Source organism: Streptacidiphilus sp. MAP12-16 (genome assembly GCF_041262165.1).
In the GTDB taxonomy this organism is placed as follows: Bacteria; Actinomycetota; Actinomycetes; order Streptomycetales; family Streptomycetaceae; genus Streptacidiphilus.
Window position 1 is genome coordinate 19549 of the sequence record NZ_JBGCBY010000023.1, and the last position, 26080, is coordinate 45628.

A 26080-nucleotide genomic window follows, 5' to 3' on the forward strand; every position below is an offset into this window, starting at 1 on the left:
ACTCGCTTGTACCCACCCGGTCGACCCCTCCTGAATCCACCCTCCTGAACCCACCTCCTGAACCCTCCCGAGGAGATCTCCATGGACGCCATCTCCGTCATCCGCGCCAAGCGCGACCGTGCCGAGCTCAGCGACGCCCAGATCGACTGGGTGATCGACGCCTACACACGCGGCGAGGTCGCCGACGAGCAGATGTCCGCTCTTGCCATGGCGATCCTCCTCAACGGCATGAACCTGCGCGAGATCAGCCGCTGGACCGACGCGATGATCCGCTCCGGCGTCCGGATGGACTTCTCCTCCCTCCCGCTGCCGACCTCGGACAAGCACTCCACCGGCGGCGTCGGCGACAAGATCACGCTTCCGCTCGCCCCGCTCGTCGCCGCCTGCGGCGCGGCCGTGCCCCAGCTCTCCGGACGCGGCCTCGGCCACACCGGCGGCACCCTGGACAAGCTGGAGTCCATCCCCGGCTGGCGCGCCCTGCTCAGCAACGACGAGATGATGCACGTGCTGCGCGAGGCCGGGGCGGTCATCTGCGCGGCCGGCGACGGCCTCGCCCCCGCCGACAAGAAGCTGTACGCGCTGCGCGACGTCACCGGAACGGTCGAGGCGATCCCGCTGATCGCCAGCTCCATCATGTCCAAGAAGATCGCCGAGGGCACCGGCGCGCTGGTCCTGGACGTCAAGGTCGGCACCGGTGCGTTCATGAAGTCCCTGCCCCAGGCCCAGGAACTCGCCCGCACCATGGTCGGCCTCGGCCAGGCGGCCGGCGTGAACACAGTCGCGCTGCTCACTGGCATGTCCACCCCGCTCGGCCTGACCGCGGGCAACGCGCTCGAGGTCCGCGAGTCGGTCGAGGTGCTCGCGGGCGGCGGCCCCGCCGACGTCGTCGAGTTGACCCTCGCGCTCGCCCGCGAGATGCTCGCCGCCGCCGGCGTCGCGGGCGGCAAGGACCCGGAGACGGCCCTCAAGGACGGCTCCGCCATGGACCACTGGCGCCGCATGATCTCCGCCCAGGGCGGCGACGTCGACGCGCCCCTGCCGGTGGCCCGCGAGCAGCACGTCGTCACGGCCACCGGCTCCGGCGTCCTCACCGAGCTGGACGCCTACGCGGTCGGCGTCGCCGCCTGGCGCCTGGGCGCCGGCCGCGCCCGCAAGGAGGACCCGGTGCAGGCGGGCGCCGGCGTCGAGCTCCACGCCAAGCCCGGCGCGACGGTACGGGAGGGGCAGCCGCTGCTCACGCTCCACACCGACACCCCGGAGCGCTTCGCCTACGCCCTGGAAGCCCTCACCGACGGCATCACCATCGCCCCGGCCGGGACCGCGTTCGACCCGGCCCCGATCATCCTGGACCGCATCGCCTGACGCGTTCGGAACGGCCGCCGGCCGCCGGAGGCATCCTCCGGCGGCCGGTTCGCGGGTCACTTCCCGTAGGTGAGCAGTCCGCTGGTGTCGATCCGCCACGGGCCCACGGGCACGGTGTCGCCGAAGGCGAAGCTCTCGCGGCGGGCGTACCTGGGCTGGGAGTGGACGATGCCGGTCCCGTCACGTGGGTCGACGATGAGGTAGAGCGGGATGCCCATGGCGGAGTAGTCCCTGACCTTCTCCTCGTAGTCGTTCTCGGGGTTGGACTTCGAGACGATCTCCACGGCCAGGAGGACGTCGGCGGGATAGACCGCTGCTGCGTCCTCCTCCAGGATCGACTCCGGGAAGACCATGAGATCGGGGCGGCGCAGCCTCGCCAGGCCGATGTCCTCGAGGTCGGCCCCCGCGTGGGCCACGAATCCGGGGTGGGTCCGGTCGAGCTGCTCGTTGAGCTGCTTGCCGATGCGGATGACCGCGAGCTCGTGCCTCCTGACGGGGGAAATCATCATGACGATCACCCCGTTGGCGATCTCCACCTGCCCTGTTCCCGGGATCTGCGGCAGCTGGCCGGCGATCTCTCGCAACCGGGCGTATGTGGCAGGATCGCTGCTCATGGCCCGAGTCTAACGAGCAGCGGCCACCGCGTGGCCTGCCGTGGTGCGGGCGTGGACGGTGCCGTAGAGGGTGACGCATGCGGCGAGGGCCATGGCGGCGAGGGCGACCAGGACGGTGCCGTTCCATCCGCCCGAGTGGTAGGCGTTGGCGCCGAGGGTGCCGCCGAGGCTGTTGCCGAGGTAGTAGGCCGCCAGGTAGAGCGCGGAGGCCTGGGCGCGGCCGTGGGTGGCGGTGCGGCCGACCGAGGCCGACGCCACGCAGTGGCCGGTGAAGAAGCCCGCCGTGATCAGGACCAGGCCCAGCAGCGCGGTGGGGAGCGAGTCCGGGAGGGTGAGCAGCAGCCCGGCCGTCGTCGTCCCGATCGCGAGGTACAGCGTGCCGCGCCGGCCGAAGCGGCCGGTGACCCGGGCCGAGGCGGCGGAGGCGAAGGTGCCGACGAGGTAGACGGCGAAGATGGAACTCGCCAGCCCCTGGGGGAGGTTGAACGGCGCCGCGACCAGCCGGTAGCCCATCACGGTGTAGACCGCGCCGAAGACCGTCATGAACAGCAGGCCCAGCGCGAACAGCCGGCCGAGCAGCGGGTTGTGCAGGTGCGAGGTGACGGTGCGGAGCAGGGCGGCCGGGTTGACCGGTCCCCGGCGGAAGTACTGGGCCCGGGGAATGAGCACCCGGAAGGCGACGGCGCAGAGCAGGGAGAGCACGGCCACTGCGGCCAGCCCCCAGCGCCAGCCGAACGAGCCCGCGATGACGCCCGAGACCAGCCGCCCGCTCATCCCGCCGATGCTGTTGCCCGCGACGTACAGGCCCATGGCGGAGGCCAGCGCCGTCGGGTGCACCTCCTCCGCGAGGTAGGCCATCGCGGTCGCGGGCAGTCCGGCCAGGGCGACGCCCTGGAGGGCGCGCAGGGCGGTGAGGGTGGTGAGGTCCGGCGCGAGGGGGAGGATCAGGGCGATGGCGGCGGCGCTGAACACGGAGGCCGTCATCACGGCCGTGCGGCCGTACTTCTCCGACAGGGCGCTGATCGGGATCACCGCGAGGGCGAGGCCGATCGCCGCGGCGGAGACGGTGAGACTGGCCTGACCCGGCGTCAGCCGCAGGTCGGCGGAGAGCGCCGGCAGCAGCGCCTGGGTGGAGTAGAGCAGCAGGAACGTGGCGAGACCGGCGCCGAACAGGGCGAGCTGCGTGCGGCGCAGGCCGCGGCTGCCGGGAAGGTGGCGCAGGTCCGCGAGCCTCGCGGCGGTCGCGGTCGCGGTGGCGGTCGACGTGGCGATGGCAGTGGCGGGCGCTGCGGCTTCGGTACGGGGCGACGAGATGAGGGCACTCGACGGCTGGTCGTCGAATGCCCCGCTAGTGGCAGGCGGCATACTCTGAACCTAGGCTCGGTCGGCTGATGCGTCCAATGCATGAAAGAGAGATGATTGATGCTGTGAGGTATGAGCAGAGGTCGACGGGCAGTCCGAAACGGCCACGTGACGCAGAAGACATGCCCGCGATCACCGTCGAGCTCGCGCCGGACGCGCCCGGCGTGCTGCTCGCGCCGCTGCTGGCCCAGTTCGCCGCGGTCGCCCGGCTGGAGCATGTGACCAGGGCGGCAGCCGAGTTGGGGATGCCGCAGCCGACGCTGAGCCGCGCCGTCGCCCGGCTCGAGGAGGAGTTGGGGGTGACTCTGCTGGCCCGGGAGGGCCGCACGGTGCGGCTGACCCGCGCCGGGCGGATCTTCCTCGCCGCGGCGGAGCGGGCGCTCGCCGAGGTGGAGCGGGGCGCGGAGGCGGCGCGGGCCGAGGCGGACCCGACCGGCGGCCGGGTGGCCTTCGGCTTTCTGCACACCATGGGTTCGGAGGCGGTGCCGATGCTGCTCCGGGGCTTCCGGGTGGAGTACCCGAAGGTCCGCTTCCAGCTGGTGCAGGACTACACCGACTCCATGCTCCAGCGGCTGCGCGAGGGCGAGCTCGACCTCTGTCTGGTCTCGCCGCGCCCGGAGGGGCCCGAGCTCACGGCGCGCCGGCTCGGCGAGCAGCGGCTGCGCCTCGTGGTTCCGGCCGACCACCGGCTCGCGGGACGGCAGCGGGTGCGGCTCCAGGAGGTCGCCGACGACGCCTTCGTCACCCTGGAGCCCGGATACGGCCTGCGGCGGATCACCGACGCGCTGTGCGCGGAGGCGGGGTTCGCGCCGCGGGTGTCCTTCGAGGGCGAGGAGGCGGAGACGCTCCGCGGACTGGTCGCCGCGGGGCTCGGCGTCGCGGTGCTGCCGCCCGCCACGGCGCCCCGTCCGGACGTGGCCGAGCTGCAGCTCTCGTCTCCCGGAGCGCGCCGGGAGATCGCTCTGGCCTGGGTGACGGGACGTCCGCTCACGCCACCCGCCGAGGCCTTCCGCGGGTACGTCCTGTCGGCGCGGGACCGGCTGCCGCTGCACAGCTAGGGCCCGGACCCCGGGCATGTCCACAACGGTGTGCGGAATGTTGTGCAGAACGTCGTCCTCGCGGCGTTCTCCGTCTACGCGCGTAGGAGGTATCGTTGACCGATGGAGAGCACCCTCACCCCCACAGACACCCCTGCCACATCCCCCGCGACGCCGCGGCTGCCCAGCGCTGACGAGATCCGTCGTGTTCCCAAGGTGCTGCTGCACGACCACCTCGACGGCGGGCTGCGCCCCGAGACGATCGTCGAACTCGCGGACGCCGTCGGCTACCAGGGACTGCCCGGCTTCGCCAACGGGAAGCAGCCCGACCCCGCCGAGCTCGGCGCCTGGTTCCGCGAGGCTGCCGACTCCGGCTCGCTGGAGCTCTACCTGGAGACCTTCGCGCACACCTGCGCCGTCATGCAGACCCGCGAGGCCCTGATCCGGGTCGCCGCCGACTGCGCCGAGGACCTCGCCGCCGACGGCGTCGTCTACGCCGAGGTCCGCTACGCGCCCGAGCAGCACCTGGAGGGCGGGCTGACTCTCGACCAGGTGGTCGAGGCCGTCAACGAGGGATTCCGGGCCGGCGAGGCCCGCGCCGCCGCGAAGGGCCAGCAGATCCGGGTCGGCACGCTGATCACCGCGATGCGGCACGCCGCCCGCTCCCGTGAGATCGCCGAACTGGCGAACCGCTACCGGGACATGGGTGTCGTCGGCTTCGACATCGCCGGAGCCGAGGCAGGCCACCCACCGACCCGGCACCTCGACGCCTTCGACTATCTCAAGCGCGACAACAACCACTTCACCATCCACGCCGGCGAGGCGTTCGGACTGCCCTCCATCTGGGAGGCGCTGCAGATCTGCGGCGCCGACCGCCTGGGCCACGGGGTGCGGATCATCGACGACATCGCCGTCGCCGAGGACGGCGGCGTCAAGCTGGGGCGCCTCGCCGAGTACGTCCGCGACCGCCGGGTGCCGCTGGAGATGTGCCCCACCTCGAACCTGCAGACCGGCGCGGCCGTCTCCTACACCGAGCACCCGATCGGCCTGCTGCGGCGGTTGCACTTCCGGGTGACGGTGAACACCGACAACCGCCTGATGTCCGGCACCACCCTGAGCCGCGAGTTCGAGCACCTGGTGGAGGCGTTCGGCTACACCCTGGACGACCTGCGCTGGTTCACCATCAACGCGATGAAGTCGGCGTTCATCCCCTTCGACGAGCGGCTCGCGCTGATCAACGACGTCATCAAGCCGGGATACGAGTCGGTGAACCGCCTGCGCGGTTAGGCCGATCAGGGGACGGGAGATTTGGGGCGGAAAGCGCCTCGTGGATACGTTGGGCCGCCAGTCGAGCACGTGGCGTAGCCGAAAGGCTCGCCACGGCCCCATCCGAGGACACGAGGAACCAGCTCATGAAAAAGGCAATGCTCCAAGCCGCCGGAACCGCCGTGCTCGGTGTCGCGCTCGCCGCGGCTGCCGTTACCCCGGCGGCCGCGGACGCACTGGGCGGAGCGCTCGGCGGGCTGCCCACCGGGGGACTCCCCAACGGGTTGGCGGGCACCCCCAACTCGGAGGGCGGCCAGGTCCTCGGCTCCCAGAACGCGAGCGTGCACGCGGTCACCGGCACGGCGCAGGGCCTGGTCAACGCGGCGGCTCCGGCCGTGCAGAACGCCGCCCAGGCGGTCTCCGGACTGAGCCAGGCGACCTCCCCGACCCGAGGGCTGCCGGGCGGGCTCCCGGTGGGGCTTCCGGGGGTCGGCAGCCTGCCCGTCAGCAGCCTGCCGGGCCTCGGTGCGGCCACGCAGGCCCTGCCGGTCCCGGGCGGGCTGGCCGGCTGACCCGCGGTCGGAGCTCGACGCGGAAGCCGGACGCGACCCGGGCCGGGTCCGTCACCACTCGGGTGACGGACCCGGCCCGGGTACGGGTCCGGCCGGGGGTTCACGGCTCCTGGGGGAGCAGCAGCCAGAGCGCGAGGTAGACCAGGAACTGCGGGCCCGGCAGCAGGCAGGAGAGCAGGAAGAGCACGCGTACGGTCAGCGCGCTCACCCCGAAGCGCTTCGCGATTCCCGCGCAGACACCGGCGATGACGCGGTCGTGGCGGGGACGGGCGAGGGTGGTGGCGGCGGCGTTCATGATCTGCTCCATCGGGTGTTCGGCGGTGCTCCGTTGTGGTGCTTCCAGCCTGCCGCCCCGAACCCGGCCGAACGTCCGCCCGGTCGACGATTCCGACCCCTGCCGGGCCCCCGCCCCGGGATGACCGACTCTCCGGGACGCTCTCCGGGTCACCCCTGAGAACCCGTCCGTCCGCCCAGCTCAGCGGCCTTCAGCGGGCCGAGTGTGCGATCTCGAAGGCTGCCGCGGTCGCGCGTACGCCGCTTGCCTCGCGGGAACGGCCCCTGTGGCGCAGCGCCGCCCGGGTCAGCGGGACGAACGCGAGGTGGGCGGCAGCGATGCCGATCGCCGCCAGCAGCACGTCGTCCACGTCCAGCAGGTGGCTCGTCAGCGTGGACTGCAGCACCTCGAGGCCGGTGGCGAGCAGCACCCCGGCGAAGACGGTGCGGAAGAAGGACGACAGCGTGGTGGCGTTCGCCCGTCCGCCGGCGAGCGGCAGCAGCACGCCCAGCGGGGCGAGCAGAAGCAGCCCGCGGGCGATCTCCAGATAAGCGTGGGAGGTCCCGGCGAGGAGCTCGGCGTGGACCGTCGCGAAGGGCGTCAGATTGGTGTCGGCCATCCAGGCCGCCGACACCGGCAGGAACGCGGCCCAGAGGACGAGCCCCAGATGCACCGCGAGCAGCAGCAGCCCCAGACGCCGCGCGCCTCGGTGCACGGTCGCCAGGTCGCCGGGGTGGTCCCCCTCGGGGAACCGCTGGCCGATACCGGTCCGCACGCCGGCGTTTCCTCGCTGCACGCCGGGGAGGACGCGCGTCGCGGGCTTCTCGGTTCCACCGTTCTCGCGGGCGGGACGTACGGGGCTCATGGGGACGCGGTGGTCGATGCCGCGTTCGACGCGGCGTTCGAGGCGGCGCTCGTGGGCGTGAGGGTGGACGTGGGTGCCGGTGTCGCGGAAGTGCTCGCCGTCGGACTGGAGCTGACGTGGAGGCAGGACAGCGTGCCGTCGGCCGCGGTGGGGCCGGTCGCCGAAGGGGCCGGGGTGGACGAATGCGTGGCCAGGGCATGGGCCTTGTCCCACGCCTTGGCGGAGGCGGGCGGCCAGATCACCCGCCCGATCGGCCCCGTGGTCGGGGCCGTCGGCAGCAGGCTCTCGTCGCGCTCCAACGCGGAGAGGGTCGCGTTCGGCGGCGGCGGACAGGCGGTCCGTGACGCCGCGTCGCCCGCGTCGACCGGGACCGCCGTGTCGCGGATCCCGCAGCCGCTGAGCGCAACCGCCAGCACCGCGGCCAGCACGCCGACGACGGCGAGCCCGCCGGCGCGACCGGTGCGACGGGAGGTGTCACCCGCCGGCGCGGTTGCGACCACGCGCGGGCGCGCGGTGCTCCGGTGGACTGCGGTGCCGTGCTTCACGCGTCGTTGCCCTTCACAGTGCCGTCCTCGTTGGTGCCGTCCTCGTTGCCCCCGTTGTCGTTCCGGTCATCGTGCCGCTTGACGGTGTCGGCGGTGCCGTCCGCGGCACCCGGCTCCGGCCGGGCCACGCTCGGGCCGCCGTCCGGAGCCAGGGGGTGCCCGGCCGCCACAGCCGGGTTCATCGGCAGGCTCAGCGTGAACACCGCACCCCGGTCCGGCCCGTTCGCGGCCGTGATCGTGCCGCCGTGGATACGGGCGTTCTCCATGGCGATGGACAGGCCGAGACCGCTGCCCTCGGACCGCCGCCGCGCCGCGTCCGCCTTGAAGAAGCGGTCGAACACATGGGGCAGCACGTCGTCGGGGATGCCGGGTCCGCCGTCGGCGACCTGCACCACCAGCCAGGAGTCGTCCACCCTGACCTGCACCCGCACCGGGGACCCGCCGTGCTTCAGCGCGTTGCCGATCAGGTTCGCCAGGATCACGTCCACCCGGCGCGGGTCGACCCGCGCGACGATGCCGCGCGGCGCGTCCAGCTCCACGGCGTCCAGCCAGGCGCGGGTGTCGATGCAGGAGGTGATCAGGTCGGACACGTCGATCTCGTCCAGCACCACCTTCGCCGTACCGGCGTCGAAGCGGGTGACCTCCATCAGGTTCTCGACCAGTTCGGTGAGTCTGCGGGTCTCGCTGACGACCAGGCGCACCGCCGGGGCGATCATCGGGTCCAGCGTGTCGGCCTCATCCTCCAGGATGTCCGTCACCGCCGTCATCGCGGTCAGTGGTGTGCGCAGCTCGTGCGACATGTCGGCGACGAAGCGGCGGCTTGCGTGCTCGCGCGCGCTCAGCTCCTCGACCTGGGCCTGCAACGCCTCGGCGGTCTGGTTGAAGGTGTGCGACAGCTCCGCGAGCTCGGCCGCGCCGCTCACCTCGAGCCGGGTGTCCAGACGCCCCGCGCCCAACTGCCGGGCCGCGTCGCCCAGCCGCGCCACCGGGCGCAGCACCGTCGACGCCGCTGCCTGTGCCAGCAGCGCCGAGCCGACCAGCGCCAGCAGCGTCGCGATGCCCAGTGACCAGGCCAGCGAGTCCATGTCCTTGCGCTCGTCGTCCAGCGACTTGAACATGTACGCGGTTGGACCCGTGGGCTGCACCCGGGTGCCGCCGATCAGGTAGGGCGTGCCGGCCATGGTGACCCGCTGCCAGAACAGGTGGTACCTGCCCGGCGCGGTGGTGCAGTGCGCGCAGGGGCTGGTCACCGAGCGCTGCAGGGCCGCCGGAACCATCGGCGCGCTGAACGTCGGGTCCGAGGACACCGAACAGGTGTCGCTCACCAGGACCACGCTGTACTGCAGCCCCGCGTGCGCGATCACGCTCGCGGCCCGCTGCAACTCGTCGCAGGTGGGCTGCAACGGAAGCTCGGTGATCGTCCCGCTCAGCGAGCCGCGGAAGGCGATGAGCGCGTTGTCCTGGGTCCGTTTCAGCACCGCGTCCCGGTTCAGCCAGTAGGCGATTCCCGACGCGGACACCGCCGCGGCCAGCGCCACCAGCGCGAACACGGCGATCAGCCGTATCCGCAGGGAGGTCAGTCGGAGGCGCCGTGCCAGCCACATGCCGGGCAGGGCTCTTGGATGGTCCGTCACGTCGCCTTCGCTGCTTCGGTTCTGACTGGTCGTAAAAGGGGAGGGTCGGGGGACTGGAAGGACTACTGCGGCGGGTCCAGCCGGTAGCCCACGCCGCGCACCGTACGGATCAGCGTCGGCTCCGACGGTACGTCCTCCACCTTCGCCCGCAGCCGCTGCACGCAGGCGTCGACCAGGCGCGAGTCGCCCAGGTAGTCGTGCTCCCACACCAGCCGCAGCAACTGCTGCCGGGACAGCGCCTGGCCGGGCCGCTGGCTCAACTCCAGCAGCAGGCGCAGCTCGGTGGGCGTCAGCTGCAGGTCGGCGCCCGCCTTGGTGACCGTCATCGCGCTGCGGTCGATCACCACGTCACCGTACGCCGAGGAGTCGGAACTCTCCCGCTCGCCCCGACGCAGCACCGCCCTGATCCGGGCGTCCAGCACCCGCGGCTGCACCGGCTTCACCACGTAGTCGTCCGCGCCCGACTCCAGGCCCACCACCACGTCGATGTCGTCGCTGCGGGCGGTCAGCAGGATGATCGGCAGCTGGTCGGTGCGGCGGATCCGGCGGCAGACCTCGAAGCCGTCGATACCGGGGAGCATCACGTCCAGGACGATGAGGTCGGGACGCTTCTCCTTGAACAGTTTCAAGCCGTCCTCGCCCGAGGCAGCGGCCGATACCTGATGGCCCTGCCTGGTCAGCGCGAGTTCGAGACCCGTGCGGATGGCGTCGTCGTCCTCGATGAGCAGCAGATGAGACACGGCAGCCATTCTGACTCATCACCGTGGCGGCAAACGACCCCCCTGCCGCTTCCTCCCGATTCGGGCCTCTGTGACAGGGCTGTGACAGTCGACGGACACGGCCATGACCCGACGGGGGCAAGCTTTTGCATGTCGGAGTCGGGGGACCACGACACCCAGTACCAACATCCACCAGGGAGCGCAGCATGAACGCAGTCATCGAGGCCCGGAGCGCCGCGGCACTTCGCGCTGCGCGCCCTGTGCACGCGAACCAGCACGGCACGCAGCACGGCACTCAGCACACCGTCCAGCCGTCGGCGCACCGACAGTCCCTGCACGGCATCGGCCGCCAGGGTCTGCACTCCACGCAGGGTGCCCACGACGGCTCGACCACCATGACGCTCACGCTCCGGGGTGTGGTGCGCAGCACCACCGTCCGCGAGCTCCCGGGGGGTGCGGCGGGAAGCGGCCAGCAGACCGCCGTACCGGTCGGTGTACAGGGAGGTGCGTCCGGGGAGCACTCGCACGACACCTCGCGAACCAACGAGGAGGAGTTCTCGGCCTACGTCCGCGAGCGTCGCGCCTCCCTGTACGCCACCGCCTACCACCTGACCGGCGACCGCTTCGCCGCCGAGGACCTGCTGCAGAGCGCGCTCTTCAGCACCTACCGCGCCTGGGACCGGATCACCGACAAGGCCGCGGTCGGCGGGTACATGCGGCGCACCATGACCAACCTGCACATTTCCGCGTGGCGCCGTCGCAAGGTCAACGAGTACCCGACCGAGGAGATGCCGGAGACCGTCGGCGACACCGACGCCATGGGCGGCACGGAGTTGCGCGCCGTCCTGTGGCAGGCGCTCGCCAAGCTCCCGGAGACCCAGCGCACCATGCTGGTTCTGCGCTACTACGAGGGCCGCACCGACCCGGAGATCGCCGACGTGCTCAACATCAGCGTCGGCACGGTGAAGAGCAGCATCTGGCGCGCCCTGCGCCGGCTGCGCGAGGACGAGATCCTGGCCTCGCGCGACGGTGACCTGGGTGAGGCTTTCGGCGAGCTGGTCGCCTGAGGGAGGCGACCGGTCCCGCCGAGGGACGTACGACCACGGGGAGCCGCGTGATCCGGGGGGATCATGGGCCCGCACTCCCGGGGGATGTGGGGGGAAGTCGCGGGTGGGGGCCCGGCTCGGGGGAGCCGGGGAACCCGCGACAGCAGGAAACGGAACGGGCACGGCAACCTCGGGGGAGGGACGCCGGGCCCGTTCCGCGCGTCTGCGCTCCGCGCGGGTCTGTGTTCCGTCCCGCTCGGCTTCGCCATCGCCGCTCCGCGCGCGGGCGCGCTTTGCTCTGGCCTGTTAGGTGTCCGCCGGGGTTCGCCGTCGCCGGTCCGCGCGCGGGCGCGCTTCGCGCGGGTCTGTTGGGTGCGGCCGGGCCTCGCCATCGCTGTTCCGCGCGGGCGCGCTCCGCGCTCCTGCGCTCCGTGGTCGAGTTGACCGTCGGCGCCGTGGGCTGGGCGGGTGCGTCAGCTGACGGGGAGGGCCGCGGGTTGGTCTGCGGCCGCGCGGATGCGGGTCAGTGCTGCGTCGCCGTGGCAGGGGTAGGCGCCCTGGGCGATCTGGCGGGCCACGATGCCGCGTTCCGCGCGCATCAGCCGCCAGCCGCGGTGCAGTAGGTAGGGAACGGACTTGCGTCGCTCGCGCACGTCCCGGCGGAAGCGCCGCCAGGCCGTCGCCGTGGGGCGGTTGCGCAGGCAGATCGCGTCACCCAGCAGCCCCTCCGCCTCGCAGCGCCGCACGATCTCGGCGGCGAAGATCCCCTCGGCGATGAACGCGGTGGCGCCGTCCAGCTCCAAGGTGTGCATCCCCACTCGGCCGTTGTCGGGAATCGAGTACACCGGAATCTCCGCCCGGCCCTCCGAGCACAGCCGCCGGATCGCCGCCATCGCGTCGTCCGCGTGCCAGGAGGCGGGGTGGTCCCAGTCCGTGACACCGCCGTCGCCGTCGCCGCTGCCACTACCGCCGCCCGCCGTCTGCGGCGCTCGCGGCACTCGCGGCAGCGTCGGGTCGTCGCCGTCCTTGTAGAAGTCGTCGAGCTGCAGCACCGGCAGTCCGGCCCGCTCCGCCAGCGTCGACTTCCCCGACCCCGACGGCCCGCACAGCAGGACGACGCGCGCGGGCAAGGTGGTGTTCTCGGGGAGGCTGCTCACAAGACACCAGTCTGACGTATGTCAGCCGGGGCGATTCTCCAGCCTCCAGACGAAGGCCAGCCCGGACCAGTCCTCCCCCAGGGCGGCGACCTTGACGTCGACCACGCCCGTCGGCAGGAACAGTTCGCGCAGCAGGTTGTCGGTGATGTCGCTCCGGTGCCCGGCCGCGCGCCGGGGCCAGGCGATCCAGAGGCAAGCCGCCGGCGCCAACGCGGCGACCAGCCTGGCCGTCTCGGCCCGCAGCTCGTCCGCGGTGCGGAAGAACGCGACTGTGACATCGGCCTCCGCGACCGCGTCCACCCGCTCCACCCCGCCCGGCAGCCCGGGGATCTCCCACCCGTCGGGGGCCCGCACCAGGGCCACCCGGTGCCCCTCCTTGATGCGCAACTTCTTCGCCAGCGGGGTGCCGGAATACCCAGGACCAGTCATAGCCAACCATCATGCCGGGCCTCGTTGATCGAACGTTGATCGGCGCGGGGGAGTATCGGCAAAGCGAACGGGCACGCACTCGGGGGGGAGGAGCGCGTGCCCGTTCTCAACGGACGACCGGGCCCAGGGGGGGTGGGGCGGGCCGCCCGGCTTGTGGGGGTTTCCGACCGGTCCGGTCAGATTCCCATCGGGTGCCAAACGGTCTTGGTCTCGAGGAAGGCCAGGAGGCGATCGGTGCCCGGAGCGGCGCTCCAGTCGTCAGTGACGTCGGGACGCCGTACACGTTTAAGGGTATCCGCTGCGAGGACTTCGAGAGCTCGCGCCGAGCCGTGACCTTCGGGCGAAATCACGCCGGTGAGGTCGAGGGCGTTGACGTCCTGGTGCGAGGCGAGGGTGGGGGCGATGTCCTCGGTCCGGCCGGAGATCAGGTTGACCACTCCGCCGGGGAGGTCGGAGGTGGCCAGCACCTCGCCCAGGGACAGTCCGGGCAGCGGCGCGTCGGGGGCCAGGGCGACGACGGCGGTGTTGCCGGTCGCGATCACCGGGGCGATCGCCGAGACCAGGCCGAGCAGCGAGAAGCCGTTCCCGGTCTGGGGCGCGACGATGCCGACGACGCCGGTGGGCTCGGGCGTCGACAGGTTGAAGTAGGGGCCGGCGACGGGGTTGGCGGAGCCCGCGATCTGGGCGACCTTGTCCGTCCAGCCCGCGTACCAGACCCAGCGGTCGATGGTCGCGTCCACGAGGGCGGCGGCCTTCTTCAGGCCGATGCCCTCGCTCACGGCCACCTCGGCGGTGAACTGCTCGCGGCGGCCCTGCAGCATCTCCGCTGCGCGGTACAGGATCTGGCCGCGGTTGTACGCGGTCGCGCCGGACCAGCCGGGGACGGCCTTGCGGGCGGCGGCGACGGCGTCGCGAGTGTCCTTGCGGGTGCCCTGCGGCGCGTTGGCGAGCCAGTCGCCGGTCTTGCGGTCGGTCACCTCGTACACCCGTCCGCTCTCGGAGCGGGGGAACTTCCCGCCGACGAAGAGCTTGTAGGTCTTCATGACGTCCAGGCGGATCTGCTGAGTCTCAGACATCGAGGTAGGCCTCCAGGCCGTGGCGACCGCCCTCGCGGCCGTAGCCCGACTCCTTGTAGCCGCCGAAGGGCGAGGTCGGGTCGAACTTGTTGAAGGTGTTGGACCACACCACACCGGCCCGCAGCTGGGACGCCATCCAGAGGATGCGCGAACCCTTCTCGGTCCAGATGCCGGCCGACAGGCCGTACGGGGTGTTGTTGGCCTTGGCGACGGCCTCCTCCGGAGTGCGGAAAGTCAGCACGGACAGCACCGGGCCGAAGATCTCCTCGCGGGCGACCCGGTGGGTGGCGCTGACGCCGGTGAAGACCGTCGGCGCGAACCAGTAGCCGGCGGAGGGGAGTTCGCAGGCCGGGGACCAGCGCTCGGCGCCCTCGGCCTCGCCCGCGTCGGTGAGCTCGCGGATCCGGGCCAGCTGCGCGGCGGAGTTGATCGCGCCGATGTCGGTGTTCTTGTCCAGCGGGTCGCCGACCCGCAGCGTCGCCATCCGGCGCTTGAGCGAGTCCATGACCTCGTCGTGGACCGACTCCTGGACCAGCAGCCGCGAGCCGGCGCAGCAGACGTGGCCCTGGTTGAAGAAGATGCCGTCCACGATGCCCTCGACCGCCTGGTCGATCGGCGCGTCGTCGAAGAGGATGTTGGCGGCCTTGCCGCCCAGTTCGAGGCTGAGCCTGGTGCGGCTGCCGGCCAGGGTGCGGGCGATGGCGCGGCCGACCTCGGTGGAACCGGTGAACGCCACCTTGTCCACGCCGGCGTGGCCGGTGAGCGCGGCGCCGGTACGGCCGTCGCCGGTGATGATGTTGACGACGCCCTTCGGCAGCCCGGCCTGGGCGCAGATGTCCGCGAAGCGCAGGGCGGTCAGCGGGGTCGTCTCGGCCGGCTTCAGCACCACGGTGTTGCCGGTGGCGAGCGCCGGGGCGATCTTCCACGCGAGCATCAGCAGCGGGAAGTTCCAGGGGATGACCTGGGCGGCCACGCCGACCGGACGGGGGTTCGGCCCGTAGCCGGCGAACTCCAGCTTGTCGGCCCAGCCCGCGTAGTAGAAGAAGTGTGCGGCGACCAGCGGCAGGTCGACGTCGCGGGTCTCGCGGATCGGCTTGCCGTTGTCGATGGACTCCAGCACCGCGAGCTCGCGGCTGCGCTCCTGGATGATCCGGGCGATCCGGAACAGGTACTTGCCCCGCTCGGCGCCGGGCAGCGCGGACCAGCCGGGGAAGGCGTCGCGGGCGGCCTTGACCGCGCGCTCGACGTCCTCCTCGGTGCCCTGCGCGAACTCGGCGAGGACCTGCTCGGTGGAGGGGTCGATCGTCTTGAGGGCTTCCTTGCCGGTGCTCTCGACGAACTCGCCGCCGATGTAGTGCCCGTAGGAGGTCGCGATGTCGCCTGCGGCGGCGCGCGACTCGGGCGCCGGCGCGTACTCGAACAGCTTGCGGCCGGGGGAGGCGGGTGCTGCCTTGGTCGGGGGGGTGCTCTTCTTCGCCACGGCTCAGTCCACCGTCACATAGTCGGGACCGGAGTACCGGCCGGTGGTCAACTTCTGACGCTGCATCAGCAGGTCGTTGAGCAGGCTGGAGGCGCCGAAGCGGAACCAGTCGGGGGACAGCCAGTCGTCGCCCACCGTCTCGTTCACCATCACCAGGTACTTCATGGCGTCCTTGGTGGTACGGATACCCCCGGCGGGCTTCACGCCCACCTGCACGCCGGTCGCGGCGCGGAAGTCGCGCACCGCCTCCAGCAGGATCAGGGTGACCGGCGGAGTGGCGTTGACGGCGACCTTGCCGGTGGAGGTCTTGATGAAGTCGGCTCCGGCGATCATCGCCAGCCAGGAGGCACGCCTGACGTTGTCGTAGGTCTGCAGCTCGCCGGTCTCGAAGATCACCTTGAGGTGGGCGGCGCTGCCGTCGGGACGGACGCAGGCCTCCTTGACCGCCGTGATGGTCTCGAAGACCTCCAGGTAGCGGCCGGACAGGAAGGCGCCGCGGTCGATGACCATGTCGATCTCGTCCGCACCGGCGGCGACGGCCTCGGCCGTGTCGGCGAGCTTGACCGGCAGTCCGGCGCGGCCGGAGGGGAAGGCGGTGGCGACGGACGCCACCTGGACCCCGCTGCCGGCGACCGCCGCACGGGCGAACGGGACCATGTCGGGATAGACGCAGACGGCGGCGACGCGGGGTGTCGTCGGGTCGCTGGGGTCGGGGCGCATGGCCTTGGCGCAGAGCGACCGCACCTTGCCGGGGGTGTCCGCACCCTCCAGCGTGGTCAGGTCGATCATGGAGATGGCCAGGTCGATGGCGTAGGCCTTGGCGGTGGTCTTGATGGACCTGGTGCCGAGCGAGGCTGCGCGCGAGTGGAGGCCGACGGCGTCGATACCGGGCAGCCCGTGCAGGAAGCGGCGCAGGGTCGCCTCCGACGAGGCGACCTCGGCCAGTCCGTCGCGGGCCCTGTCGGCGGCTGCTGGGGGAGTGGTGGGCATGCTCACCAGACCAGCATATCTACACGCGTAGCGTTTCGTCAGCGCCTACCCGGTGTGACTTTCGACCGGTAACGCCGATGCCATACCGCAATGGCGCCCCGCATGATCCGGGCGGCACGCTGAGGCAGAATCGTTCACCATGAGCGACCCCCAGGGCCAGGACGCCCCAGGCCAGGAGACCCCCGGCACGGACGTCCCGGCAGCAGACACCCCCGGCAGCGCCCACACCGCGCCTCCCGACGGCCCCGCCCTCCCAGCCTCGGCAGCGTCTCCGGCCCCGGCGGCCACTCCCGCCTCCCCGGCCTACGCCGACCGGTCGTACCGCTCGGTGATGGGGGCCGTCGCCGGATCGCTGCTGATCGTCCTCACGCTGTGGCTCTCCATCGACGCGATGGTGATCGGCCACGGGCGTGCGCCCTGGTACGGGCTGGCGACGCTGGTACTCGTGCTTCCGCTCGTCGGCGCCTACACCGTCTGGCCCTGCGTCCGGGCGAACCAGGACCGGCTGCTGGTCCGCAACCCGCTGCGCACCGTCAGCGCCCCCTGGAGCGAGGTCGAGTCGATCGAGGCGGCGCTGTCGGTGGAGCTGCGCGCGGGCGGCAGGAAGTTCCAGCTCTGGGCCGTGCCGGTGTCCCTGCGGCAGCGCAAGCGGGCCAACCGCCGGGCGATGATCGCCGCGGGCGACGCGTCGCAGCAGAGCTCCGGGCGCGGGCGCGGGCGCACGGGTGGCGACGACCGGTTCCCGGTGGGCGGCCCCGGCCTGCGCTCGCGCGGCGGATCCGGCGCCACCGGGTACGGCGCGTCGGAGACCCCCCGGGCCTGGGCCGACCAGGTCGTCGACGAGCTCCGCGAGCTGGCCGACGCCGCAGAGGGCCGCGAGAGCGCCGTCGGCACGGTCTCCGTCGCCTGGACCTGGTGGCTGATCGCCCCGATCGTCGTCGGCGCGGTCGCGCTGGTCGTGCTGTTCGCGACCAGCTGAGCCTGTCGCTCCCCCGGTCGTCAGTCCGTCGCCACCAGCAGTTCGCGCAGCCGCGCCAGCTCTCCCGTGCTGAGCCCGTGGTGGTGCAGGAAGCCGGCCGTGCTGCCGTGCCGGCTGTGGACACGGTCCAGGAAGAGCGAGAGCAGTCCCGGGTGCACCGGGCGGGAGGGGCGTTCGACGCCGTGCTCGTCCAGGTAGAACACCGGGCCGTCGAGCAGTCCCAGGCCCGCGTTGGAGAGGCTGAAGTCGGCGGTGATGTCGGCGTCGCGCACGCCCAGGGCGGAGAGGATCACGGCGATCGTCACGCCGGTGCGGTCCTTGCCGACCGCGCAGTGGACCAGGGCGGGAAGCGCGTCCGGTGCGATCAGCCGCTTGATGCAGGCCACGATCGGCGCGCCGGCCGTGTCCGCCATGAAGGCGTACATGCCCTCCAGGCTGCTGTCGACCTCGTCGGCCGCGGTCTCCGGGTTGGCGGAGGTCTCCGGGAGCGGGGGCAGCGTGGGCAGCGACACCAGTTCGAAGTCGAGGCCGTGCCGCTGGTTCGGCCAGTGGACGAGCTCGTCCGCGCCGCGCAGGTCCACGACCGTGCGCAGACCCAGCGCGGAGAGCCGGGCCGCGCCCTCCGGGCTCAGCTCGGTGAGCGAGGCCGAGCGGTACAGCAGACCCGGTCTGACCTGACCGGATCGGCCGTCCTGGCTGCCGTCGCCGGTGGTGGCGAAGCCCCCGGCGTCGCGGAGGTTGCGTACGCCGGGGACATCGATCAGCCGGTCGGCGCCGGGTATCGAACTGCGGGCGGGGTGGTGGTCCGTCGTCTCCATGGCGCTCACCCTAAGACCGACCGGCACATAGAGGGCGGCGTCGCGGGTAAGGGGGCACCTCCCGCCCGAAGGGTGGGGGAGGCTCTCCCCCAAACTTCGTCCGGGGGTGCCCCCTCCCTCGACCCTCCCCCAACCTTCGGCCGGGGGGACCCCCTTCTCCTTCCACCCTCCATGTGCCGGTCGGTCTACGGGTGGGCGCCGACGGCGCGTCAGATCCCGGCGGCGGCGGAGAGGTCGCGCTTGATGGACTCGAGCAGCGCCGTCGCGCGCTCCCGCGCGGCGTTGAGGACGTCGCCCGAGGCCACCGGGACGACGACCTCCAGGTAGCACTTCAGCTTGGGCTCGGTCCCGGAGGGACGCACCACGACCCGCGCCGAGGAGACCGCGTCTCCGCTGAGGCGGTAGCGAAGCCCGTCGGTGGGGGGCAGGTCGGCGCTGCCCTGCTCCAGGTCCTCCGCCGAGTCCACCCGCAGTCCGGCCAGGGCGCGCGGCGGCTGCTCGCGCAGGCGGGCCATGGCGTTCCCGATCAGCTTCAGGTCCGCGACCCGGACCGAGAGCTGGTCGGTGGCGTGCAGGCCGTGGGTGAGGGCGAGGTCGTCCAGCAGGTCGGCGAGGGTCCGCCCGGACTCCTTGAGTCCTGCGGCGAGTTCGGCGATGGAGAGGGCGGCGCTGATGCCGTCCTTGTCGCGGACCGCCTCCGGGTCGACGCAGTAGCCGAGCGCCTCCTCGTAGCCGTAGCGCAGGCCCTCCGCGCGGGAGATCCACTTGAAGCCGGTGAGGGTCTCGGCGTAGGGGAGTCCGGCGGCCGCGGCGATCCGGGAGAGCAGCGAGGAGGAGACGATCGTGGTGGCGAAGGTGCCCTCGGCACGCTTGGACACCAGGTGGGTGGCGAGCAGCGCGCCCACCTCGTCGCCGCGCAGCATCCGCCAGCCGGTCGCCGTCCCGTGCGCGGGGACGGCGACGGCGAGGCGGTCGGCGTCGGGGTCGTTGGCGACGACGATGTCGGGCCCGAGCGAGGCGGCGGTGCGGAAGGCCAGGTCCATCGCCCCGGGCTCCTCCGGGTTGGGGAAGCTGACGGTGGGGAAGTCCGGGTCCGGGTCGCCCTGCGCCGTGACGGTGCTGGGGGTGGGGAAGCCGGCTCGCTTGAACGCGGAGAGCAGGGTGTCCCGGCCCACGCCGTGCAGGGGGGTGTAGACGACGGAGAGGTCGCGCGGGGTGTGCGGGTCGACGACGCTCGCCGCGCGGGACAGGTAGGGCTCCAGGATCTCGGCCTCGGCCAGCACGTCCCAGCCGTCCGTGGCGAGCGGGACGTCGTTCAGCGAGCGGACCGCGTCGATCTCCGCGGCGATGCCCGCGTCGTGCGGCGGGACGATCTGCGAGCCCTTGAGGTCGCCGCTGAGGTAGACCTTGTATCCGTTGTCGCGGGGCGGGTTGTGGCTGGCCGTCACCATCACGCCGGCCGCGGCGCCCAGGTGCCGTACCGCGAAGGCGAGCACGGGGGTGGGCAGCGGGCCGGGGAGCAGCGCGGCGTTGAGCCCGGCTCCGACCATGACGGCGGCGGTGTCGCGGGCGAAGTCGTAGGACTTGTGGCGGGCGTCGTAACCGATGACCACGAGGCCGTGCGCGCCGCCGCGCTTGACGTAGGCGGCGAGTCCGGCGGCGGCCCGGATGACGACGGCGCGGTTCATCCGCATGGGTCCGGCGCCCATCTCGCCGCGCAATCCGGCGGTACCGAACTGGAGCGTGCCGGAGAAGCGCTCGGAGAGCCTGGACCAGGAACGGCACTCGTCCTCGGACCCGGTGCCGTCGCCGCACTCGGCGGCGGCGAGGAGGGCGGACAGCTCGGCGCGGGTGTCCGGGTCGGGGTCCTCGGCGAGCCAGGTACGGGCCCGCGTCAGCAGGTCGGTGGCGGGGTTCAGCGTCATTGCCTGATCCGTTTCTCTGGGCTGGGTCCGTGCGGTGAGGCGTTCGAAGCGTCGGGTGCGTGCGTGGGTCCGTACAAAGAGCATGGCATCCACCGGGAGAACAGGCGGATGCCATGCAGGGGCGTCGGTGGGGTGCTCAGATCCGTTCGAGGACCTTGGCGAGCAGCGCGCCCATCCGGGTGGCGGAGGTGCGGCCGGCCTCCAGTACCTCGGCGTGGTTCAGCGGCTCGCCGGTGATGCCGGCGGCGAGGTTGGTCACCAGGGAGAGGCCCAGGACCTCGGCCCCGGCCTCGCGCGCGGCGATGGCCTCCAGCGTGGTGGACATGCCGACGAGGTCGCCGCCGATGGCCCGGACCATGGTGATCTCGGCCGGGGTCTCGTAGTGCGGGCCGGGGAACTGGACGTAGACGCCCTCTTCCAGACTGGGGTCGATCTCCTTGCACAGCGCGCGCAGCCGGGAGGAGTACAGGTCGGTGAGGTCGACGAAGTTCGCGCCCACGATCGGCGAGGCCGCGGTGAGGTTGATGTGGTCGCTGATCAGCACCGGCTGGCCGGGGGCCATGCCCTGGCGCAGCCCGCCGCAGCCGTTGGTGAGGATGACGGTGCGGCAGCCGGCCGCGACGGCGGTGCGCACGCCGTGGGCGACGGCGGCGACGCCGTGGCCCTCGTAGAAGTGGGTGCGGCCGAGGAAGACCAGCGCGCGGGTGTCCCCGATGGTGATCGAGCGGACCTTGCCGGAGTGGCCGGCCACGGCGGGAGCCGGGAAGCCGGGCAGCTCGGTGATCGGGAACTCGTGGTCGGGGGTGCCGAGCTCGTCGGCGGCGGGGACCCAGCCGGAGCCCATGACCAGAGCGACGTCGTGGGTCTCCACGCCGGTGAGGGCGCGCAGCGCGGCGGCGGCGTCCTTGGCGGCGGCGTAGGGGTCGGCGTTGACGTCGGCGGGCTTGTTGGCGGCGGCAGCGGCAGCGGCGACCGACTGAGGAGATGCGTTCACACGGTCGAGGATATCTGTTCGCCCTACGCGCGTAGAAGAACGATCGGATGACATTTCCGACACCGGGACGTTCTCGGTGTGGAGTTTGCTACAGCCTCGGCGCTCGGCACTCAGCACGGCCGCTTGCGCAGGTCCATCACGTAGTCGTACGGCGCTCCCGCCGACTCCGCGGCGTCCGCGATGATGCCGACGTAGCGGGCCGAGGGCAGGCCGCCCTCGTAGTCGTTGAGCACATAGGTCCAGGCGGTCAGATCGCCCTCCATGGTGTGCACACGCACCCGGACCTTGCGGTAGAAGCCGAGCGGCAGGCCCTCCCAGCGGTCCAGGCCCACCTCGTCCATCGGGGCGATGTCGTAGAGGGCGACGAAGACCTGCTCCTTCTCCGACTCGACCACCGTGGCGATCGAGCCCTCCCAGCCGAACTGCTCCCCGCCGAAGGTCAGCCGCCAGCCGTCCAGCCAGCCGGTTCCGCGCAACGGCGAGTGCGGGGCACGGCGGCTCATCTGCCGCGCATCGAGGTTGCTGGCGTAGGCGGCATAGAGCGACATGCGTCACAGCGTACGGGAGCACACCGAGGTGCGGTCGAGCCCGGTGTCACGGAGGGGGCGAGGTGCGGGACAATGGCGTACGTGACTCGCATTGTGATCATCGGTGGCGGACCTGGCGGATACGAGGCGGCGCTCGTCGCCGCACAGCTCGGCGCGGAGGTGACCGTCGTCGACAGCGACGGCCTCGGCGGCGCGGCGGTGTTGACGGACTGTGTGCCGTCGAAGACCCTGATCGCCACCGCCGAGGTGATGACCAGTTTCGACAGCTCCTACGAGGAACTGGGCATCACCGTCGCCGACGGCAGCCCGACCACGCGCGTGCACGGCGTGGACCTGGGCAAGGTCAACCGACGGGTCAAGCGCCTCGCGGTCGCCCAGTCGCACGACATCACCCAGTCCGTCACCCGCGCCGGGGTCGGCCTGCTCCGCGGCTTCGGCCGCCTGGGCGACGGCGGGCAGGCGGTGGACGGTTCGCGGGCGGTGCTGGTCGACCTCGCCGAGGGCGGGACGACGGAGCTGCGCGCCGACGCGGTGCTGATCGCGACCGGTACGCACCCGCGGGAGCTGCCCGACGCCGCCCCCGACGGCGAGCGCATCCTGACCTGGACCCAGGTCTACGACCTGGACGAGCTCCCCACGGAGCTGATCGTCGTCGGCTCCGGGGTCACCGGGGCCGAGTTCGCGGGTGCCTACCAGGCGCTGGGGTCGCGGGTGACGCTGGTGTCCAGCCGCGACCGGGTGCTGCCGGGCGAGGACCCGGACGCCGCCACCGTGCTCGAGGACGTGTTCCGGCGACGCGGCATGAACGTCATGTCGCGGTCGCGCGCCGAGTCCGTGCGCCGGGTCGGCGACAAGGTCGAGGTGACGCTCGCGGACGGCCGGGTCATCACCGGCTCGCACTGCCTGATGGCGGTCGGCTCGATCCCCAACACCGCCGGGATGGGTCTGGAGGAGGCCGGGGTCCGGCTGACCGAGGGCGGCCAGGTCAAGGTGGACCGGGTGTCGCGCACCTCGGCGCCGGGCGTGTACGCGGCAGGTGACTGCACCGGCGTGTTCATGCTGGCCTCGGTCGCGGCCATGCAGGGGCGCATCGCGATGTACCACGCGCTCGGGGACGCGGTGCAGCCGCTGAACCTGAAGACGGTCGCCTCCAACGTGTTCACCGACCCGGAAATCGCGACGGTCGGCTACAGCGCCGCCGACGTGGAGTGCGGAATGATGGACGCGGTGTGCGTCAAGCTGCCGCTGCGGGGCAACCCCAGGGCGAAGATGCAGGGCATCAGGGACGGCTTCGTGAAGCTGTTCTGCCGTCCGGGGACCGGGATCGTGGTGGGCGGTGTCGTGGTCGCGCCGCGCGCGAGCGAGCTGATCCACCCGATCTCACTGGCTGTCGACAACAATCTGACGGTGGAGCAGGTCGCGAGCGCGTTCACGGTCTACCCGTCGGTCTCCGGGTCGATCGCAGAAGCCGCGCGGCAGTTGCACATCCGCAAGCGCGCTGCCGGCGGTACCCCGGGGGCGTGAGATCGGCTCGGGCGGCGCGCATTCTAGTGGTGTGCGCCGTTCCCTGGTGGACAACTTCGACTACTAGGTGCAAACGCCTGAAAGCAGATGGTCATGCACGTTACCGTCTGTTTCGTGTTCGCTGCAGAACGTCGCCAACTGATCCTCGAAATGGTGCGCGCGAACGGAGCGGTTTCGCTCCGGGAGCTCGCCCGAGTCGTCCAAACCTCCGAAGTGACCGTACGCCGTGACGTACGGGCGCTGGAGGCCGAGGGCCTGCTCGACCGTCGACACGGAGGGGCGGTGCTTCCCGGCGGTCTCTCACGAGAACCCGGATACCCGCAGAAAACGCATCTCGCCGCCGCCGAGAAGAGCGCCATCGCCGACCTGGCCGCCTCGATGGTCGCCGAGGGCGACGCCATCGTGGTGGGTGCCGGAACCACCACCCAGGAACTCGCGAGACGGTTGGCCCGGGTGCCGGGTCTGACGGTCGTGACCAACTCGCTGCTGGTCGCGCAGGCGCTCGCGCACGCCAACCGGGTGGAGGTGGTGATGACCGGCGGGACCCTGCGGGGCTCCAACTATGCGCTGGTGGGGAGCGGGGCCGAACAGTCCCTGCAGGGGCTGCGGGTGTCCCGGGCCTTCGTCTCCGGCAGCGGTCTGACCGCCGAACGCGGGCTGTCCACCACCAACATGCTCTCGGCGAGCGTGGACCGGGCGCTGGTGGCCGCGGCCGCGGAGGTCGTCGTGCTCGCCGACCACGGGAAGCTCGGGTCCGACACGATGTTCCAGACCGTGGCCACCGAGGCGATCGCCTGCCTGGTGACGGACGAGCAGGCGGGGGTGTCCGAGGAGGCGTCGCGGGAGCTCGACGCGCTGGCCGACCGCGGGGTCCAGGTCTGTGTCGCCCCGATCGTCCCGCCCTCGACGGGGGCCGCCCCGCCCGCGGCGGGCGTGGCTTTCCCGGGGCAACGAAGGTCGCCGGTCGGCACGGTACTGCCGCCCGCCGCGGTGGCAGCGCGCATGCGCGGGCGGGGCTGACGGCGAGGTCGCAACCCCGCCCTGCGGCCCGTCCCGCCCCCTCACGAGGGGGCGGGACGGTGTGGGTCAGTCCTTGATTTCGCAGATCGCCGCGCCACTGGTGACGGTGGCGCCGATGGCGGCGCTGAGGCCGACGACGGTTCCCGCCTTGTGGGCGTTGAGCGGCTGCTCCATCTTCATCGCCTCGAGGACGACGATCAGGTCGCCCGCGGCGACCGTCTGCCCCTCCTCGACGGCGACCTTGACGATGGTGCCCTGCATCGGCGAGGCCAGGGTGTCGCCCGAGGCGGCCGAGCCCGACTTGCTCGATGTGGTCCGGCGCTTGGACTTGGCGGCGGGCTTGCTGCTGGTCGCCGCCAGGTTCGAGGGCAGCGAGACCTCGATGCGCTTGCCGCCGACCTCGACCACCACGGTCTCGCGGGTGTCGGGCTCCTCCGCGTCCGCTCCGGTCGGGGCGAACGGCGGGATGTCGTTGACGAAGTCCGTCTCGATCCAGCGGGTGTAGATGGTGAAGGGGTCCGCGGTGAAGGCGGGGTCGGCGACCACGGCGCGGTGGAAGGGGATGGCGGTGGCCATGCCCTCGACCGTGAACTCGGCCAGCGCACGGGCCGCGCGCTGCAGGGCCTGGGTCCGGGTCGCGCCGGTGACGATGAGCTTGGCCAGCAGCGAGTCCCAGGCCGGGCCGATGACCGATCCGGCCTCGACGCCGGAGTCCAGGCGCACACCAGGACCGGACGGCGGCGCGAACGCGGTCACCGTACCGGGAGCGGGCAGGAAGCCGCGGCCCGGGTCCTCGCCGTTGATGCGGAACTCGAAGGAGTGACCGCGGATCTCCGGGTCGCCGTAGCCGAGCGCCTCGCCGTCGGCGATCCGGAACTGCTCGCGGACCAGGTCGATCCCGGTGACCTCCTCGGTGACCGGGTGCTCGACCTGGAGCCTGGTGTTCACCTCCAGGAAGGAGATGGTGCCGTCGACGGCGACCAGGAACTCGCAGGTGCCCGCGCCCACATAGCCGGCCTCGCGCAGGATCGCCTTGGAGGCGGCGTACAGCTCGGCGTTCTGGGCGTCGGTCAGGAACGGGGCCGGCGCCTCCTCGACGAGCTTCTGGTGGCGGCGCTGCAGCGAGCAGTCACGGGTCGAGACGACCACCACGTTGCCGTGGCTGTCGGCCAGGCACTGGGTCTCCACGTGGCGCGGCCGGTCCAGGTAGCGCTCGACGAAGCACTCGCCGCGCCCGAACGCCGCGACGGCCTCGCGCACGGCGGAGTCGAACAGCTCGGGGATCTCCTCCAGGGTGCGGGCGACCTTCAGGCCGCGACCGCCACCGCCGAAGGCCGCCTTGATGGCGATCGGCAGGCCGTGCTCGGTGGCGAACGCGACCACCTCGTCGGGGCCCGAGACCGGGTCCGCGGTGCCCGCGACCAGGGGGGCGCCCGCGCGCTGGGCGATGTGGCGGGCGGCGACCTTGTCGCCCAGGTCGCGGATGGCCTGCGGCGGCGGGCCGATCCAGGTCAGTCCGGCGTCGAGCACCGCCTGGGCGAACTCGGCGTTCTCGGACAGGAATCCGTAGCCGGGGTGGATGGCGTCCGCGCCGGAGTCGGCGGCGGCCCTGAGCACCTTGGCCATGTCGAGATAGCTGCCGGCCGGGGTGTCGCCACCCAGGGCGAAGGCCTCGTCGGCCGCGCGGACATGCAGCGCGTCCCGGTCCGGCTCGGCGTACACGGCGACGCTGGCGATACCTGCGTCGCGACAGGCCCGGGCGACGCGGACTGCGATCTCTCCGCGGTTGGCGATGAGCACCTTGCGCACAATGGCTCCCTTCTTGAACCGTGGATGAGTTTATG

The 26080-nt window shown here is 72.1% G+C and carries 25 protein-coding genes; 8 read left to right on the forward strand and 17 right to left on the reverse strand.

Features of this window, described 5'->3' with window-relative positions:
- The first annotated feature begins 75 nt into the window (after positions 1-75).
- On the forward strand, positions 76-1362 hold the full coding sequence (locus tag ABIA33_RS26820) for a thymidine phosphorylase (protein ID WP_370085244.1): 1287 nt from the start codon (positions 76-78) through the stop codon (positions 1360-1362).
- A gap of 56 nt (positions 1363-1418) precedes the next feature.
- Here the strand turns inward: ABIA33_RS26820 and ABIA33_RS26825 are convergent, their stop codons facing one another.
- A complete protein-coding gene (locus ABIA33_RS26825) occupies positions 1419-1976 on the reverse strand; it encodes a Uma2 family endonuclease (RefSeq protein WP_370085124.1) in 558 nt (185 codons plus the stop codon).
- A 9-nt stretch (positions 1977-1985) separates the two neighbouring features.
- Entirely contained in the window at positions 1986-3341 is a 1356-nt protein-coding gene (locus ABIA33_RS26830; protein WP_370085125.1) for an MFS transporter, read from the reverse strand.
- Between the two features lie 119 nt (positions 3342-3460).
- Between ABIA33_RS26830 and ABIA33_RS26835 the strand changes: the two genes are divergently transcribed.
- The 3 genes from ABIA33_RS26835 (at position 3461) to ABIA33_RS26845 (ending at position 6213) form a co-directional block, all read left to right on the forward strand.
- Positions 3461-4396 carry a LysR family transcriptional regulator gene (locus ABIA33_RS26835; RefSeq protein WP_370085126.1) on the forward strand — a complete coding sequence of 312 codons (936 nt, stop codon included), beginning with the start codon at positions 3461-3463 and terminating at the stop codon, positions 4394-4396.
- 102 nt (positions 4397-4498) lie between these two features.
- Entirely contained in the window at positions 4499-5662 is a 1164-nt protein-coding gene (locus ABIA33_RS26840) for an adenosine deaminase (RefSeq protein WP_370085127.1), read from the forward strand.
- 125 nt (positions 5663-5787) lie between these two features.
- The gene (locus tag ABIA33_RS26845; protein ID WP_370085128.1) at positions 5788-6213 is read left to right on the forward strand and encodes a hypothetical protein; all 426 of its coding nucleotides are present in this window, start codon (positions 5788-5790) and stop codon (positions 6211-6213) included.
- A 100-nt stretch (positions 6214-6313) separates the two neighbouring features.
- On the opposite strand, the gene ABIA33_RS26850 is transcribed toward ABIA33_RS26845, so the two are convergent.
- The 5 genes from ABIA33_RS26850 to ABIA33_RS26870 all read right to left on the reverse strand — a co-directional run bounded on the left by ABIA33_RS26850 (position 6314) and on the right by ABIA33_RS26870 (position 10271).
- The gene (locus ABIA33_RS26850) at positions 6314-6508 is read right to left on the reverse strand and encodes a PspC domain-containing protein (RefSeq protein ID WP_370085129.1); all 195 of its coding nucleotides are present in this window, start codon (positions 6506-6508) and stop codon (positions 6314-6316) included.
- Between the two features lie 190 nt (positions 6509-6698).
- The gene (locus ABIA33_RS26855; RefSeq protein WP_370085130.1) at positions 6699-7352 is read right to left on the reverse strand and encodes a VanZ family protein; all 654 of its coding nucleotides are present in this window, start codon (positions 7350-7352) and stop codon (positions 6699-6701) included.
- On the reverse strand, positions 7349-7897 hold the full coding sequence (locus ABIA33_RS26860) for a hypothetical protein (protein WP_370085131.1): 549 nt from the start codon (positions 7895-7897) through the stop codon (positions 7349-7351). The genes ABIA33_RS26855 and ABIA33_RS26860 overlap by 4 nt, the downstream gene beginning before the upstream one ends.
- Complete coding sequence (locus tag ABIA33_RS26865) at positions 7894-9501, reverse strand: ATP-binding protein (protein WP_370085246.1); 1608 nt, start codon at positions 9499-9501, stop codon at positions 7894-7896. The genes ABIA33_RS26860 and ABIA33_RS26865 overlap by 4 nt, the downstream gene beginning before the upstream one ends.
- Positions 9502-9593: 92 nt before the next feature.
- Entirely contained in the window at positions 9594-10271 is a 678-nt protein-coding gene (locus tag ABIA33_RS26870) for a response regulator (protein ID WP_370085132.1), read from the reverse strand.
- Positions 10272-10456: 185 nt separating this feature from the next.
- Here ABIA33_RS26870 and ABIA33_RS26875 point away from each other — a divergent pair, with 185 nt between their 5' ends.
- Positions 10457-11317, forward strand: a complete 861-nt coding sequence (locus tag ABIA33_RS26875) for a SigE family RNA polymerase sigma factor (protein ID WP_370085133.1) — start codon at positions 10457-10459, stop codon at positions 11315-11317.
- Between the two features lie 452 nt (positions 11318-11769).
- Here the strand turns inward: ABIA33_RS26875 and ABIA33_RS26880 are convergent, their stop codons facing one another.
- The 5 genes from ABIA33_RS26880 to deoC form a co-directional block, all read right to left on the reverse strand.
- Entirely contained in the window at positions 11770-12453 is a 684-nt protein-coding gene (locus ABIA33_RS26880) for an ATP-binding protein (RefSeq protein ID WP_370085135.1), read from the reverse strand.
- 21 nt (positions 12454-12474) lie between these two features.
- Positions 12475-12882 (reverse strand): DUF3052 domain-containing protein, encoded by a 408-nt coding sequence (locus tag ABIA33_RS26885; protein WP_370085136.1) that lies wholly within the window; start codon positions 12880-12882, stop codon positions 12475-12477.
- Between the two features lie 176 nt (positions 12883-13058).
- Positions 13059-13958, reverse strand: coding sequence for an aldehyde dehydrogenase family protein (locus tag ABIA33_RS26890; protein WP_370085137.1), 900 nt, complete (start codon positions 13956-13958; stop codon positions 13059-13061).
- A complete protein-coding gene (locus ABIA33_RS26895; protein WP_370085138.1) occupies positions 13951-15438 on the reverse strand; it encodes an aldehyde dehydrogenase family protein in 1488 nt (495 codons plus the stop codon). The genes ABIA33_RS26890 and ABIA33_RS26895 overlap by 8 nt, the downstream gene beginning before the upstream one ends.
- 3 nt (positions 15439-15441) lie before the next feature.
- Positions 15442-16428: a deoxyribose-phosphate aldolase gene (gene deoC, locus ABIA33_RS26900; protein ID WP_370085247.1), complete on the reverse strand. Its 987-nt coding sequence runs from the start codon at positions 16426-16428 to the stop codon at positions 15442-15444.
- Positions 16429-16567: 139 nt separating this feature from the next.
- On the opposite strand from deoC, the gene ABIA33_RS26905 reads away from it, so the two are divergent.
- A complete protein-coding gene (locus ABIA33_RS26905; RefSeq protein ID WP_370085139.1) occupies positions 16568-17407 on the forward strand; it encodes a PH domain-containing protein in 840 nt (279 codons plus the stop codon).
- Positions 17408-17427: 20 nt separating this feature from the next.
- Here the strand turns inward: ABIA33_RS26905 and ABIA33_RS26910 are convergent, their stop codons facing one another.
- From ABIA33_RS26910 to ABIA33_RS26925, 4 genes are all read right to left on the reverse strand, one after another.
- Positions 17428-18225 (reverse strand): tyrosine-protein phosphatase, encoded by a 798-nt coding sequence (locus tag ABIA33_RS26910; RefSeq protein ID WP_370085140.1) that lies wholly within the window; start codon positions 18223-18225, stop codon positions 17428-17430.
- A 209-nt stretch (positions 18226-18434) separates the two neighbouring features.
- The gene (locus tag ABIA33_RS26915) at positions 18435-20150 is read right to left on the reverse strand and encodes a phospho-sugar mutase (RefSeq protein WP_370085141.1); all 1716 of its coding nucleotides are present in this window, start codon (positions 20148-20150) and stop codon (positions 18435-18437) included.
- A gap of 136 nt (positions 20151-20286) precedes the next feature.
- Positions 20287-21144 (reverse strand): purine-nucleoside phosphorylase, encoded by an 858-nt coding sequence (locus tag ABIA33_RS26920; RefSeq protein WP_370085142.1) that lies wholly within the window; start codon positions 21142-21144, stop codon positions 20287-20289.
- Positions 21145-21254: 110 nt separating this feature from the next.
- On the reverse strand, positions 21255-21692 hold the full coding sequence (locus ABIA33_RS26925; protein WP_370085143.1) for a gamma-glutamylcyclotransferase: 438 nt from the start codon (positions 21690-21692) through the stop codon (positions 21255-21257).
- Positions 21693-21764: 72 nt separating this feature from the next.
- On the opposite strand from ABIA33_RS26925, the gene ABIA33_RS26930 reads away from it, so the two are divergent.
- Complete coding sequence (locus tag ABIA33_RS26930) at positions 21765-23216, forward strand: NAD(P)H-quinone dehydrogenase (protein ID WP_370085144.1); 1452 nt, start codon at positions 21765-21767, stop codon at positions 23214-23216.
- Positions 23217-23330: 114 nt separating this feature from the next.
- A complete protein-coding gene (locus ABIA33_RS26935; RefSeq protein WP_370085145.1) occupies positions 23331-24236 on the forward strand; it encodes a DeoR/GlpR family DNA-binding transcription regulator in 906 nt (301 codons plus the stop codon).
- A 66-nt stretch (positions 24237-24302) separates the two neighbouring features.
- On the opposite strand, the gene ABIA33_RS26940 is transcribed toward ABIA33_RS26935, so the two are convergent.
- Entirely contained in the window at positions 24303-26045 is a 1743-nt protein-coding gene (locus tag ABIA33_RS26940; RefSeq protein ID WP_370085146.1) for a biotin carboxylase N-terminal domain-containing protein, read from the reverse strand.
- Between the last annotated feature and the right edge of the window lie 35 nt (positions 26046-26080).

Coding starts and splice junctions, on each gene's coding strand:
- ABIA33_RS26890 (WP_370085137.1), bottom strand. CDS start 13,958: ATGTCTGAGACTCAGCAGATCCGCCTGGACGTCATGAAGACCTACAAG.
- ABIA33_RS26845 (WP_370085128.1), top strand. CDS start 5,788: ATGAAAAAGGCAATGCTCCAAGCCGCCGGAACCGCCGTGCTCGGTGTC.
- ABIA33_RS26850 (WP_370085129.1), bottom strand. CDS start 6,508: ATGAACGCCGCCGCCACCACCCTCGCCCGTCCCCGCCACGACCGCGTC.
- ABIA33_RS26930 (WP_370085144.1), top strand. CDS start 21,765: ATGGCGTACGTGACTCGCATTGTGATCATCGGTGGCGGACCTGGCGGA.
- ABIA33_RS26910 (WP_370085140.1), bottom strand. CDS start 18,225: ATGGAGACGACGGACCACCACCCCGCCCGCAGTTCGATACCCGGCGCC.
- ABIA33_RS26865 (WP_370085246.1), bottom strand. CDS start 9,501: ATGTGGCTGGCACGGCGCCTCCGACTGACCTCCCTGCGGATACGGCTG.
- ABIA33_RS26855 (WP_370085130.1), bottom strand. CDS start 7,352: ATGAGCCCCGTACGTCCCGCCCGCGAGAACGGTGGAACCGAGAAGCCC.
- ABIA33_RS26840 (WP_370085127.1), top strand. CDS start 4,499: ATGGAGAGCACCCTCACCCCCACAGACACCCCTGCCACATCCCCCGCG.
- ABIA33_RS26905 (WP_370085139.1), top strand. CDS start 16,568: ATGAGCGACCCCCAGGGCCAGGACGCCCCAGGCCAGGAGACCCCCGGC.
- ABIA33_RS26830 (WP_370085125.1), bottom strand. CDS start 3,341: ATGCCGCCTGCCACTAGCGGGGCATTCGACGACCAGCCGTCGAGTGCC.
- ABIA33_RS26875 (WP_370085133.1), top strand. CDS start 10,457: ATGAACGCAGTCATCGAGGCCCGGAGCGCCGCGGCACTTCGCGCTGCG.
- ABIA33_RS26835 (WP_370085126.1), top strand. CDS start 3,461: ATGCCCGCGATCACCGTCGAGCTCGCGCCGGACGCGCCCGGCGTGCTG.
- ABIA33_RS26885 (WP_370085136.1), bottom strand. CDS start 12,882: ATGACTGGTCCTGGGTATTCCGGCACCCCGCTGGCGAAGAAGTTGCGC.
- deoC (WP_370085247.1), bottom strand. CDS start 16,428: ATGCCCACCACTCCCCCAGCAGCCGCCGACAGGGCCCGCGACGGACTG.
- ABIA33_RS26915 (WP_370085141.1), bottom strand. CDS start 20,150: ATGACGCTGAACCCCGCCACCGACCTGCTGACGCGGGCCCGTACCTGG.
- ABIA33_RS26925 (WP_370085143.1), bottom strand. CDS start 21,692: ATGTCGCTCTATGCCGCCTACGCCAGCAACCTCGATGCGCGGCAGATG.
- ABIA33_RS26825 (WP_370085124.1), bottom strand. CDS start 1,976: ATGAGCAGCGATCCTGCCACATACGCCCGGTTGCGAGAGATCGCCGGC.